Genomic DNA, 12,998 nt, shown 5'->3' on the forward strand with positions numbered 1-12,998 from the left:
CCGACACCGTCGGCCCCCTCGGTCCACCCGTGCGCGGACGCCGCCGCGCACGGGTCCGGGTTCAGTCCCGGGCGGCCACCCTGTTGCTGATGGTGCCCAGCCGCTCCACCGTCACCGAGACCTCCTGGCCGACCTCGACCGGTCCCACACCGGCGGGAGTTCCGGTGAGGACCACGTCGCCCGGAAGCAGCGTCATGAAGGAGGTGACGTAGGCGATGATGTCCGGGATGTCATGGATGAACTGTGAGGTTCGTCCGTCCTGCCGGGTCTGGCCGTCCACGGTGGTGGTGATGGCCAGGTCCTGGACCTCCTCGATACTCATGCCCGTGGTGATCCAGGGGCCGATAGGGCAGAAGGAGTCGAAGCCCTTGGCCCGTGTCCACTGCTTGTCCTTCTTTTGCAGGTCGCGGGCGGTGACGTCGTTGGCCACGGTGTAGCCGAGGATGACGTCCTTGGCCCGCTCACGCGGCACCTCCCGGCAGGGCCGGGCGATGACGATGGCGAGTTCGCCCTCGTAGTCGACCTGTTCGGAGGCCGCGGGGTGGAAGACCGGGTCGTAGGGCCCGGTCACGGCGGTGGAGGGTTTGAGGAAGACCACGGGCTCGTCGGTGGACTCCCCCGTGACGTCCTTCATCTCCTCGACGTGGTCGGCGTAGTTCTTGCCGATACAGACCACCTTGGTGGGCAGTACCGGTGACAGCAGACGGATATCGGAGAGCTTCGCCCGCTCACCGGTCAGCTTGATATCGCCGAGGAGGGGGTGCCCGCTCAGCCGTGCGACGAAATCCTCCCCGCTGTCCGAATCAGTCTCGACCAGGCCGAACCCGACCTCGTCACCGGCCGCGAACCGTGCGATGCGCACCTGATGCCTCCCAGCAGCCCTGTTGTCTCGCTTGCGGTTGAAGGGTATCGGCGTGCGGGACGCCGACGGTGTGCCCGAACCTCACGGAAGGCACCGAACGTGTCGCGAAGGACACATTGAGAACACCACATGAACGCGCAGACGCCCGCAAACAGGCTGATGTGACACAAGACGGTGCAGTCAGGCCCATACCTGGTTTTCATGGAAACTGCCTTGGCCTTTCCTTGGGGCGAACTCTGGCATGCTGGATCCGTCATCCGCTGCTGAGGGGTTGATCCTCGTGCCCACGTCCGCTTCGCCCACAGATCGGTCCCGTGCCCGGCATCGCCGACGCCGCCGGTACCCAATGGGGCTGGCGCTGGGGCTGTGCCTGGCTTCCGGGGCTTCCGCCGTGCTCATGGTCAGCGTGCCCGAACCCCGGAGCGGCAACGTCACCCCCGACGAGACCTCGGCCTCCGAGCCCGTCGGCGACGGCGTTCCCGGGAGCACCGACGACCAGCGAACCTCCTCCGGGGAGCAGGGGTCGGCGAACAGCGCCGACGAGCAGGGGCCCTCCTCAGGTTCGGAGGAGGAGCCCCCGGTCCTGCTCCGCTCGGTGGAGGACGAGGTCGACAGCGCGGACGGCGATCTCAGCGTCATGGAGGGCGAGAGCGACGTCATGGGCGAGGGCCCGCTGACGACCTTCGCCGTGGAGGTCGAGGACGGGCTGCCCGGCGAGGCCGACGACTTCGTCGCCGCCGTGGAAAAGATCCTAGGCGACCCGCGCAGCTGGCGCGACGACGACGAACGCTCCGTCCAGCGGGTGGACGACGACGACGCCGACGTCCGCGTACTGCTGGCCGCCCCGGACACCGTGGACCAGATGTGCGCACCGCTGAACACCAACGGATACGTGTCCTGCGCGAACGGCAACCGGGCCGTCATCAACCAGAACCGCTGGGTGTCGGGTGTCCCCCACTTCGACGACGACCTGAAGACCTACAGGATCTACCTGATCAACCACGAGGTGGGCCACACCCTGGGCCACGGCCATGTGGACTGCCCCGGCGAGGGAGAACTGGCCCCGGTGATGCAGCAGCAGACCCTGGACCTACAGGGGTGCGAGCGCAACGGCTGGGTCCACCCCGAGGGCTGAGCCCGGGGTCCGTTCAGCGGGGGTGGAGGGCGTGATGGCCCGCCCCAGGGGGTTGGCGAAGCGCCACTGCGAGCTCCCTTACTCGCGGACCCCCGCGGGGCCGCTTGCTCCCTCAGCCCTGCGGGTAGCCCTGCCGGAGCAGCCCGTAGGCGACTGCCTGTTCGAGTGCGACCCATGACGCGTCGATGACGTTGGGGCCCACGCCGACCGTGGTCCACTCCCCCGTCCCGTCGCTGAAGGTGATGAGGATGCGGGTGATGGCGTTGGTTCCGGAGCTGCCCTCCAGGATGCGGACCTTGTAGTCCGTCAGTTCCAGCCCGGCCAGCGCGGTGTAGACCAACTCCATGGAGTTGCGCAGCGCCCGGTCCAGCGCGTTCACCGGGCCGTTGCCCTCCGCGGTGGCGATCACGCGCTCGCCCTTGACCCGCAGCTTGACGGTGGCCTCGGTAACGCTCTCGTAGTCGCTGGACAGAGGGCTGGAGCCGCTCCGGGGACGGCGCTCGGTGATGACCCGCCAGGACTCGGTGTCGAAGTAGCGGACCGGCTCACCCAGCTCCTCGCGCAGCAGCAGTTCCAGGGAGGCGTCGGCGGCCTCGAAGCTGTAGCCGGCCAGCTCCAGGCCCTTGACCCGCTCCACGACCCGGCCGGACAGGGCGCGGTCGCCGGACAGGTCCAGGCCCAGCTCCTGCGCCTTGAGCTCGATGGAGGCGCGCCCGGCCATGTCGGAGACGAGCATACGCATGCTGTTGCCGACCAGCTCGGGGTCGGTGTGCTGGTACAGGTCGGGGTCGACCTTGATGGCCGATGCGTGCAGTCCGGCCTTGTGGGCGAAGGCCGACACCCCCACGTAGGGCTGGTGGGTGTCGGGGGCGAGGTTGACGATTTCGGCGATGGCGGTGGCCACGCGGGTCATCTCGGCCAGACAGCCCTCGGGGAGGACCTCACGGCCCTGCTTGAGGGTGAGCGCGCCGGTCACGGAGAACAGGTTGGCGTTGCCCACCCGCTCGCCGTACCCGTTGGCGGTGCACTGCACGTGGGTGGCGCCCGCGTCGACGGCGGCGAGGGTGTTGGCGACGGCGCAGCCGGTGTCGTCCTGGGCGTGGATGCCCAGGCGCGCGCCGGTGGCCTCGCGGACCTCGGTGACGACGCGGGTGACGTCCGTGGGGAGCATGCCGCCGTTGGTGTCGCACAGGACGACGACGTCGGCCCCGGCCTCGGCGGCGGTGCGGACCACGGCGAGTGCGTGATCGGGGTTGTGGTGGTATCCGTCGAAGAAGTGCTCGCAGTCCACGAACACGCGCTGGCCGTGTTCGTGCAGGTGGGACACCGTGTCGGCGATCATGGCGAGGTTCTCGTCGAGGGTCGTGCGCAGCGCGCGCTCGACATGCCGGTCGTCACTCTTGGCGACAAGAGTGACGACCGGTGCGCCGCTGTCGCGCAGTGCGGTCACCTGTGGGTCGTCGGCGGCCCGCACACCGGCACGGCGGGTCGCGCCGAACGCGGTGAGTTGCGCGTGTTCCAGCGTCAGCTCTTGTGAAGCGCGCTGGAAGAACTCGGTGTCCTTGGGGTTCGACCCCGGCCACCCTCCCTCGATGAAGGCCACCCCGAACTCGTCCAGCAGCGCCGCGATGGCCAGCTTGTCGGAGACCCGCAGGTTGATCCCCTCGCGCTGGGCCCCGTCGCGCAGCGTGGTGTCGAAGACGTGGAAACTGTCGTCCCTCATGGGTGGAACTCCCGAAGGTGGATGCTGTGGTGTGGCCGACCGGGCCCCGTCAACAAAAAAGACCCCTCGTGGACACGAGAGGTCAGCGCGCTGGCGAGGTCCGGTGTTCAGCCAGCGCGCCTCACGATAATGAGAACCTGAGACGGCATGAGGTCAGTTTGCCACATGCTCACGGAGTTCCCGGTGCTCAACGGCCAATTGTCCCAGCATTTGGGATGCGAATTTCTCACACCGGACATATCCGGTGCCCTACCAGGCGCTTTCCGCGAGGGCTCCGAAGTCCCGCCAGAGGTTCCGGCCTCGCCGGAGGCGCCTCCGCGGCCGTCGCGGACGTGGGGGCGGAGACAGCGGGGCGGGCCGCCCGGATCCCGTCCGGGCGGCCCGCGGGATCATCCTAGAACCTGGTGATCCAGCCGTACTTGTCGGATCGCAGGCCCGTCTGCAAGCCCACCAGCTCCTCGCGCAGGCGCATGGTGACCGGGCCCGGGGTGCCGTCGCCGACGGTGAACTCGCCGTCGTCGCTCTTGACGTGGCCGACCGGGGTGATCACGGCCGCGGTGCCGCAGGCGAACGCCTCGGTGAGCTCACCGGACTCGGCGGCCTCGCGCCACTCGTCAGTGGAGATCGGCGCCTCCTCGGCCGGGATGCCCAGGTCCGGGGCCAGGGTCAGCAGCGACTCGCGGGTGATGCCGGGCAGCAGGGTCCCGGTCAGCGGGGGCGTGCGCAGCCGCGCGTTCTCGCCCGAGCCGAACACGAACCACAGGTTCATGCCGCCCATCTCCTCGACCCAGTGGTGCTCGCGGGCGTCGAGCCAGACCACCTGGTCGCAGCCCTTCTCGACCGCCTGGGCCTGGGCCAGGAAGCTCGCCGCGTAGTTGCCCGCGAACTTCGCCGAGCCCGTGCCGCCCGGCGCGGCGCGCGTGTAGTCCTTGGACAGCCACACCGTCACCGGCTTGACGCCGCCCGAGAAGTAGGAGCCGACCGGCGAGGCGATGAGCAGGTAGACGTAGGAGCGGGACGGGTGGTTGACCCCCAGGCCGACGTCCGTGGCGACCATGAACGGGCGTAGGTACAGGCTGAAGCCCTCCTTGTCCGGGACCCAGTCGCCGTCGTGCTCCAGGAGGAGCTCGATGGACTTGAGGAAGAGCTCCTCGGGGAGCTCGGGCATCGCCATGCGCGCCGCGCTGCGGTTGAAGCGGGCCGCGTTGGCCTCGGGGCGGAAGGAGGAGAGCGATCCGTCGGGGTGCCGGTAGGCCTTGAGGCCCTCGAAGATCTCCTGGGCGTAGTGGAGGGCCGCGGTGGCCGGGTCCAGGCTCAGCGGACCGTACGGCTCCAGCTTCGCGTCGTGCCACCCCTTCCCCTCGGTGTAGCGGATGCTCACCATGTGGTCGGTGAACACCTGTCCGAACCCCGGATTCTCCAGCAGTGCCTCTCGTTCCTGCGGGGTCTTCCGCACGTCTGATAGCTGGATGTCGAACGCCAACCCGCTTGTGGTGGTGTCGTTGTTCATGTGTCGGTGGTCCTCTCGGGTGCATCAGGCCGGCAGCGCCGCCGACCTGGAATCTAGTTTGGCGGAAGAGCGCACCCGGTGCCAGGGCAGGAGTGGTTCACACGAGAACGGCGACGGGCGCGCCCGGTCTTCCAGGCGCGCCCGTCGGCGGTGGTTCGGTGGGCCGTCAGCCGCGCCTCGAAAAAGTGGGAGGGCAGGGCTTTCGGCGCGTGGCGTCAGCCCTGCTCGGCTACTCGCGCGGCGAGGTCGTCGCCGATCTCGGAGGTGGAGCGGGCCGCGCCGCTCTGGGCGCGGGTCTTGAGGTCCGCGGTGACCGCGTTCTCGACCCGCCGGGCCGCCTCGGGTGCTCCGAGGTGCTCCAGCATGGTGGCGGCCGAGAGCACCGTGGCGGTGGGGTCGGCCTTGCCCTGGCCCGCGATGTCGGGCGCGGAGCCGTGGACGGGCTCGAACATGCTGGGGAAGGAGCGGTCGGGGTTGACGTTCCCGCTGGCGGCCAGCCCGATGCCGCCGGTGATGGCGGCGCCGATGTCGGTGATGATGTCGCCGAAGAGGTTGTCGGTGACCACCACGTCGAAGCGGGCGGGCTGGTTGACGAAGAACATCGACGCGGCGTCGACGTGGCAGTAGTCCACGGTGACCTGCGGGTACTCGGCTCCGACCTCCCGGACCACGCGCTGCCACAGCTCACCGGAGAAGGCCAGGACGTTGTCCTTGTGCACCAGGGTGAGCTTCTTGCGCGTGCGGGAGGCGGCCTTGTCGAAGGCGTAGCGGACGACGCGCTCGACACCGAAACGGGTGTTGACGCTGTCCTGGGTGGCGATCTCGTGCGGGGTGCCCTTGCGCAGGACGCCCCCGGCGCCCGCGTAGGGGCCCTCGGTGCCCTCGCGGATCACCAGCATGTCGATGTCCTCGGGTCCCACCCCCGCCAGGGGGCTGTCCACGCCCGGGTAGAGGCGGACGGGCCGCAGGTTGACGTAGTGGTCGAAGTCGAAGCGCAGGCGCAGCAGCAGCCCGCGCTCCAGGACACCGCTGGGCACCGACGGGTCGCCGACGGCGCCCAGGTAGATGGCGTCGTGTCCGGCCAGCTCGGACCTGACCGAGTCGGGCAGGGTCTCACCGGTGCGGTGCCAGAGCTTGGCGCCCAGCTCGTACTCGGTGGCCTCGATGGCGAGATCGTGCTTGGAAGCCGCGGCCTCCAACACCTTGAGGCCCTCGGCGATGACCTCGGGACCGATCCCGTCGCCGGGAATGACCGCCAGTTTCACGGTGCGCGCTGCCATACGGACTGCCTCTGATCCGGACACGGCCCCACCGGTTAGTTCTCATATGGCGAGACCAGGATGAACACTGTATGAGACAACCCTACCGCTCCGGCGGACTGCCGTCATCTCGCGGCCGGACCCGCCTTCGGCCCGCCCGCGCGCGTCACGCGACCGGTCCCCAGCGGGCCGTTCAGGACCGGCGGTTGAGCGCGTCCTGCAAGGCGCGGTTGATCTCGTCCTGGGAGTCGGGCGCGGACGGGTACTCGACCATGTCGTACATGTGATCCTCCGGATGCGTTGCGCGACCGGTTCCGGGAAGGGCTCGGCCACGGGTGCTGGATGCTCTACGCGGTGTGCGCTGCCGGAGCTCGGGGCGGATTCCGCCGAACGGCGATGGAGCGCGGAACGTGGGCGACGGTGTCCACGGAGGAAGGAGCCCGCCCAGGCGGGTCGTCTGCCGTGGGACGCCTACACAGTCCCCGGTGGGGGTGGATGCGGCGCCGGGCGGCGGCACCGGACGGTGGGCCCGGGTACCGCTGACTCCTAGGACTTCAGAATATCGGATGTCCAACTATATGGCCAGGCTTTCCCATCATGTGAGACAAGCGCGTGTCTCCCCTGGTCTCCGCCCCGAACCGGCCCCGGACAGCACGAAGGGGCCGCACCGCGCGGCTCCCACGGACTTCGTGGAAACGACGTGTGTGCGGCCCCGTCCGCTGGGCGGAGCCCCTGAACGAGTGCTCCGGTCCGGCACCGCCCGGCGTGGTCCCGTACCCGCGGCGAGGTTGGAGGGTCGGGACGCGCTATGAGCACGGGATCATCGCGAAGGAGACCTCCAGGTCCGCCTCCGCGACGCCTCCGGCCAGGACACTAGTCCTCCAGGTCGATCTGGCGGCTGATGTCGGCCTTGATCTCGGCGGAGATCGAGCTGAGGACCTCGTCGGACACCGCGGAGTCGACTGTGAGCGCGATCAGCGCCTTGCCGCCCTCCTTGTCACGGATGACCTGCATGCCCGCGATGTTGACGCCCGCGTCGCCGAGCAGGGCGCCGACCTTGCCGACGATGCCGGGGCGGTCCTCGTAGGACAGGAACACCATGTGCTCGGCCAGGCCGATCTCCATCGTGTAGTTGTTGATCTCCACCAGCTTCTCGACCTGGCGGGGGCCGGTCAGGGTGCCCGATACCGACACGAGGGTGCCGTCCGCGAGTACGCCGCTGACCGTGATGAGGTTGCGCCAGTCGCTGCTGTCGTCACTGGTGACGAGGTTGACCTCCACGCCGCGCTCCTTGGCGAGCAGCGGGGCGTTGACGAAGGTCACGGTGTCCTCGACGACGTCGGCGAAGACGCCCTTGAGAGCGGCCAGCTCCAGGACCTTGACGTCGTGGGAGGCGATCTCGCCGCGCACCTCGACGTCGATGCGGCTGGCGATCGTGCCCGCGAGCGAGGTGAACACGCGGCCGAGCTTCTCGGTCAGCGGCAGGCCCGGCTTGATCTCCTCGGCCACGCCCGTGCCCTGCACGTTCACCGCGTCCGGGACGAACTCACCCGACAGGGCCAGCTTGACCGAGCGGGCGACCTGGGTTCCCGCCTTCTCCTGGGCCTCGGAGGTGCTGGCGCCCAGGTGGGGGGCGACCACGACGTTCTCGAACTCGAAGAGCGGGCTGTCGGTGCACGGCTCCTTGGCGAACACGTCGATGCCCGCACCGGCCACGCGGCCGTCCTTGAGGGCACGGTAGAGCGCGTCCTCGTCGAGGATGCCACCGCGCGCGGCGTTGATGACGCGCACGTTGGGCTTGACCTTGTTCAGTGCCTCGTCACCGATCAGGCCCAGCGTGTCCTTGTTCTTGGGCAGGTGGATGGTGATGAAGTCCGAGCGCTCCAGCAGCTCGTCGAGCGTGGCCATCTCCACGCCGATCTGGGCCGCGCGGGCGGGCTGAACGAAGGGGTCGTAGGCGATGACCTTGGTGCCGAAGGCGGACAGGCGCTGCGCGACCAGGGCGCCGATGCGGCCGAGGCCGACCACGCCGACGGTCTTCTCGTACAGTTCGACGCCGGTGTACTTGGACCGCTTCCATTCGCCGTTGATCAGCGCGTTGTGCGCCGGGGCGGTGTTGCGGGCGCTGGCCAGCAGCAGGTTGATGGCCTGCTCGGCCGCGCTGATGATGTTGGAGGTCGGTGCGTTGACCACCAGGACACCGGCCTTGGTGGCCGCGTCCACGTCCACGTTGTCCAGACCGACGCCGGCCCGGGCGACCACCTGTAGGCGGGAGGCCGCGGCCAGCGCCTCGGCGTCCACCTGGGTCGCGCTGCGTACGATCAGGGCGTCGACGTCAGCGAGGGCGGGGAGGAGCTGGGACCGGTCGGCGCCGTCGACGTGACGCACCTCGAAGTCCTCTTCGAGCAGCGCGATTCCGGCGGGCGAGAGCTTTTCCGCTACGAGTACGGCGGGTTTGGGCACAACGGTTCCTTTTCGGGTGGTGCGACCCGATCGCGCAGGTGGTTGGCACTGCCCGGATCGGGGGTGACGGCCGGTCTTAAGTCTACTGCCCGGGTAGGGAACCGATGGGGGCAGGTGGCCTGACCACCTGCCCCCACGCGGTTCACCGGGTTCCCTGAACCTGGCTGGTGCGTGCTCGCTCGCCCCGTGGGGGTGTCGTTCGGGCGTCGGCGGGGTTCTGGAGGGTTCGTAGGTGGGACTGCGAGGAACGAGCCGTCACACCGAAGAACCCGAAGGCTCCCGCCCTACAGGCGCCCGAACACGGGACGAAGCGAAGCGGAGCCCCCAAAGAGGCGCAGCCTAGGCCTTGAGCCAGCTCATCAGGGGGCGCAGCTCAGCACCCACCTTCTCGATCTGCTCGTTCTGCTCGGCCTCGCGGCGCTTGGTGAAGGTCGGCTGGCCGGCGTCGAACTCGTCCATGAGCTCCTTGGCGTAGGAGCCGTCCTGGATCTCGCCGAGGATCTTGCGCATCTCCTGGCGGGTCTGGTCCGTGATCAGGCGCGGGCCGCGGGTGTAGCCACCGTACTCGGCGTTGTCCGAGACCGACCAGTTCATCTTGGAGATGCCGCCCTCGTACAGGAGGTCGACGATCAGCTTGAGTTCGTGCAAGCACTCGAAGTAGGCGATCTCGGGCTGGTATCCCGCCTCGACCAGGGTGGCGAAACCGGCCTTGACCAGCTCCTCGGTGCCGCCGCAGAGCACGGTCTGCTCACCGAACAGGTCGGTCTCGGTCTCCTCGGTGAAGGTGGTCCTGATGACCCCGGCCCTGGTGCCGCCGATGCCCTTGGCCCAGGACAGCGCCAGGTCCCAGGCCTGCCCGCTGGCGTCCTTCTCCACCGCGACCAGGCAGGGCACGCCGCGCCCGTCCTCGTACTGGCGGCGGACCAGGTGGCCCGGGCCCTTGGGGGCGACCATCGCGACGTCCACGCCCTCGGGCGGGGTGACGAGGTCGTAGCGGATGCTGAAGCCGTGGCCGAAGAACAGGGCGTTGCCCGCCTCCAGGTTCGGCGCGATCTCGGCCGCGTACAGGTCCCGGTGGATGTGGTCGGGGACCAGGATCATGATGACGTCGGCCTCGCGGGTGGCCTCCGCGGGGGTGAGGACGCGCAGCCCCTCCTCCTCGGCCTTCGCGCGGCTCTTGGACCCCTCGCCGAGGCCGATCCGCACGTCCACGCCCGAGTCGCGCAGCGACAGCGCGTGGGCGTGCCCCTGGCTGCCGTAACCGATCACGGCGACCTTCTTGCCCTGGATGAGCGAGAGGTCCGCGGCGTCGTCGTAGTACATCTGTGCTGCCACTTGGGGTTACTCCTGTTTTCTGAGATTTCGTGGGGACGCGGTGCGGGGCCCGGCCGTGTCCGGGCCCCGAAGGTCCTACGCGCTGCGCTCGACTGCGCGGAGGGAGCGGTCGGCGATCGACCGGGGCCCGCGCCCCAGGGCGACCAGCCCTGATTTGACGAGTTCCCGAATACCGAACGGCTCCAGGTTCCTGACCAGAGCATCGAGCTTCTCGGGGTCGCCGGTGGCCTCGATGACGACGACGTCCGGGCTGACGTCCACGACGTCCGCGCGGAACAGCTCGGCCGTCTGTAGCACGTGGGTGCGGCTCGACGCGTCGGCCTTGACCTTGACGAGCAGCAGCTCGCGCCGGACCGACGCGGTGGTGTCCATCTCCACGATCTTGACGACGTTGACCAGCTTGTTGAGCTGTTTGGTCACCTGCTCCAAGGGGTGGAGGTCGCAGTTGACCACGATTGTCATCCGGGACAGTCCTGGGTACTCGGTGGTGCTGACACTGAGCGAGTCGATGTTGAAGCCGCGGCGGGAAAAGAGGGAGGAGGCACGGGCGAGGATACCCGGGGTGTCCTCCACCAGAACGGAAAGCGTGTGACTGCTCATGGTGGTTCGGCCTTCTCCTCTTAGTCCTCGTGTTCCCAGTTCGGCGCCATGTCGCGCGCGTACTGGATGTGGTCGTTGCTGACGCCGGGACCGACCATCGGCCAGACCATGGCGTCGTGGTTGACGGTGAAGTCCACGACGACGGGAGCGTCATCGATCGCCATGGCCTTCTCGATGGTGGCGTCGATGTCCTCGGCCCGCTCGCAGCGCAGGCCGACACAACCGTACGCTTCCGCGAGGCGGACGAAGTCGGGAATGCGGACTTTCTCGTCTCGCGGGGAGGTCTGCAAGTCGGTGTTGGAGTAGCGGCCCTCGTAGTACAGGGTCTGCCACTGGCGGACCATGCCCAGGTTGCCGTTGTTGATCACGGCGACCTTGATCGGGATGCCCTCGATGGCGCAGGTGGCCAGTTCCTGGTTGGTCATCTGGAAGCAGCCGTCACCGTCGACCGCCCACACCGCGCGGTCGGGGTCCCCCGCCTTGGCGCCGAGCGCGGCGGGCACGGAGAAGCCCATGGTGCCCAGGCCGCCGGAGTTGATGAAGGAGCCGGGACGCTCGTACTCGACGAACTGGGCGGCCCACATCTGGTGTTGGCCGACACCCGCGACGTAGGTCGCCTCCGGGCCGACGAGCTTGCCCAGGCGCTCGATGACGGCCTGCGGAGACAGGCTGCCGTCCCCGGGGTCCTCGTAGCCCTTGGGGTAGGTGGTGCGCAGGCGGTTGAGCTGCTGCCACCATCCCTCGTAGTCGCCCTGGCTCCCCTTCTCCTGGTCGGCGCGCACGGCCACGACCAGATCGGCGAGGACCTCGCGGCAGTCGCCGACGATGGGCACGTCGGCGTGGCGGTTCTTGGAGATCTCGGCGGGGTCGATGTCGGCGTGGACGATCTTGGCGCCGGAGGCGAAGCTGTCCAGGCGGCCGGTGACCCGGTCGTCGAAGCGTGCGCCCAGGGCGACGACGAGGTCGGCCTTCTGTAGGGCTCCGACGGCGGCGACGTCGCCGTGCATGCCGGGCATACCCACGGACTGCGGGTGGCTGTCGGGGAAGACGCCGCGGGCCATCAGGGTGGTGACCACGGGGACGCCGGTGAGCTCGGCCAGGACGCGCAGCTCGGCGGAGGCACCGGCGCGCAGGACGCCGCCGCCGACGTAGAGCACGGGGCACCGGGCCTCGGCGATCATGCGGGCGGCCTCGCGGACCTGCTTGCCGTGGGGCTTGGTGACCGGGCGGTAGCCGGGCAGGTCGAGGCGCTCGGGCCAGACGAAGTCGGCGGTGTTCTGTAGGGCGTCCTTGGAGATGTCGACCAGGACGGGCCCGGGGCGGCCGCTGGAGGCGATGTGGAAGGCCTCGGCGATGGTGCGCGGGATGTCGCGGACGTCCTTGACCAGGAAGTTGTGCTTGGTGATCGGCATGGTGATGCCGCAGATGTCAGCTTCCTGGAAGGCGTCGGTACCGATCATCGGGGAGGCGACCTGGCCGGTGATGGCGACCATCGGGACCGAATCCATGTGGGCGTCGGCGAGCGGGGTGACCAGGTTGGTGGCCCCGGGGCCGCTGGTGGCCATGCACACGCCGGGGCGTCCGGTGGCGTAGGCGTAGCCCTCGGCGGCGTGACCGGCTCCCTGCTCATGGCGCATGAGGATGTGGCGTACCCCGGCCGAGTCGTAGAGGGGGTCGTAGGCCGGGAGGATGGCGCCGCCGGGAATCCCGAAGACAGTGTCTACGCCGACCTGCTCCAGCGACCTGATCAGCGATTGGGCGCCGGTCATCTGCTCGGTCATCTCAAGATCCTTCAGCGAGGGTCCAGAGCTGCACGGGGGCTCTGGCATGGTGGGTCCGGATTCTGGGTCTGGCAATAAAAAAACCCCCACCGCCCGGTGGCGGTTGAGGGGTGGCGCGCAGCAGAAGAAACTCAGCGGGCTGCGCGCCGACCAAGTACGAGAATCAGGGAGTTGCTCTTCACGCTCCCAACATTGGCCGACAGGGAGGTCGTCCGTCAACAAGAACGGCATATTGTCTCAGCATTCAAGACGGGAATGCCAGGATGCGACTGTACGCACAGACACGGAAGGTCCTCTGAACTGGACAAACGCGAGAAAGAGCCACCACAG

At 68.8% G+C, this 12,998-nt stretch carries 9 protein-coding genes; 1 reads left to right on the plus strand and 8 read right to left on the minus strand.

Annotation, left to right across the window (positions count from 1 at the left end; translation table 11 throughout):
- Positions 1-61 precede the first annotated feature (61 nt).
- On the minus strand, positions 62-862 hold the full coding sequence (locus AC0T5L_RS12175) for a fumarylacetoacetate hydrolase family protein (RefSeq protein ID WP_476165539.1): 801 nt from the start codon (positions 860-862) through the stop codon (positions 62-64).
- Positions 863-1,208: 346 nt separating this feature from the next.
- Here AC0T5L_RS12175 and AC0T5L_RS12180 point away from each other — a divergent pair, with 346 nt between their 5' ends.
- Entirely contained in the window at positions 1,209-1,997 is a 789-nt protein-coding gene (locus tag AC0T5L_RS12180; RefSeq protein ID WP_476165540.1) for a DUF3152 domain-containing protein, read from the plus strand.
- A gap of 112 nt (positions 1,998-2,109) precedes the next feature.
- On the opposite strand, the gene cimA is transcribed toward AC0T5L_RS12180, so the two are convergent.
- The 7 genes from cimA to AC0T5L_RS12215 form a co-directional block, all read right to left on the minus strand.
- A complete protein-coding gene (gene cimA / locus AC0T5L_RS12185) occupies positions 2,110-3,720 on the minus strand; it encodes a citramalate synthase (RefSeq protein WP_476165541.1) in 1,611 nt (536 codons plus the stop codon).
- 394 nt (positions 3,721-4,114) lie between these two features.
- Complete coding sequence (locus AC0T5L_RS12190) at positions 4,115-5,230, minus strand: branched-chain amino acid aminotransferase (RefSeq protein WP_476165542.1); 1,116 nt, start codon at positions 5,228-5,230, stop codon at positions 4,115-4,117.
- A 215-nt stretch (positions 5,231-5,445) separates the two neighbouring features.
- Complete coding sequence (locus AC0T5L_RS12195) at positions 5,446-6,510, minus strand: 3-isopropylmalate dehydrogenase (protein ID WP_476165543.1); 1,065 nt, start codon at positions 6,508-6,510, stop codon at positions 5,446-5,448.
- A gap of 852 nt (positions 6,511-7,362) precedes the next feature.
- Positions 7,363-8,952, minus strand: a complete 1,590-nt coding sequence (gene serA / locus AC0T5L_RS12200) for a phosphoglycerate dehydrogenase (protein ID WP_476165544.1) — start codon at positions 8,950-8,952, stop codon at positions 7,363-7,365.
- A gap of 339 nt (positions 8,953-9,291) precedes the next feature.
- On the minus strand, positions 9,292-10,287 hold the full coding sequence (gene ilvC, locus AC0T5L_RS12205; protein WP_476165545.1) for a ketol-acid reductoisomerase: 996 nt from the start codon (positions 10,285-10,287) through the stop codon (positions 9,292-9,294).
- A 75-nt stretch (positions 10,288-10,362) separates the two neighbouring features.
- Positions 10,363-10,887 (minus strand): acetolactate synthase small subunit, encoded by a 525-nt coding sequence (ilvN, locus tag AC0T5L_RS12210; protein ID WP_476165546.1) that lies wholly within the window; start codon positions 10,885-10,887, stop codon positions 10,363-10,365.
- Between the two features lie 20 nt (positions 10,888-10,907).
- Positions 10,908-12,668 (minus strand): acetolactate synthase large subunit, encoded by a 1,761-nt coding sequence (locus tag AC0T5L_RS12215; protein WP_476165547.1) that lies wholly within the window; start codon positions 12,666-12,668, stop codon positions 10,908-10,910.
- Positions 12,669-12,998: the final 330 nt, after the last annotated feature.

It is taken from the genome of Nocardiopsis sp. TRM 82005, assembly GCF_056312425.1.

Bases quoted from the DNA above. Each gene is read 5' to 3' on its own strand.
- AC0T5L_RS12215 (WP_476165547.1), bottom strand. From the start codon at position 12,668: ATGACCGAGCAGATGACCGGCGCCCAATCGCTGATCAGGTCGCTGGAG.
- cimA (WP_476165541.1), bottom strand. From the start codon at position 3,720: ATGAGGGACGACAGTTTCCACGTCTTCGACACCACGCTGCGCGACGGG.
- AC0T5L_RS12180 (WP_476165540.1), top strand. From the start codon at position 1,209: ATGGGGCTGGCGCTGGGGCTGTGCCTGGCTTCCGGGGCTTCCGCCGTG.
- AC0T5L_RS12190 (WP_476165542.1), bottom strand. From the start codon at position 5,230: ATGAACAACGACACCACCACAAGCGGGTTGGCGTTCGACATCCAGCTA.
- ilvN (WP_476165546.1), bottom strand. From the start codon at position 10,887: ATGAGCAGTCACACGCTTTCCGTTCTGGTGGAGGACACCCCGGGTATC.
- AC0T5L_RS12195 (WP_476165543.1), bottom strand. From the start codon at position 6,510: ATGGCAGCGCGCACCGTGAAACTGGCGGTCATTCCCGGCGACGGGATC.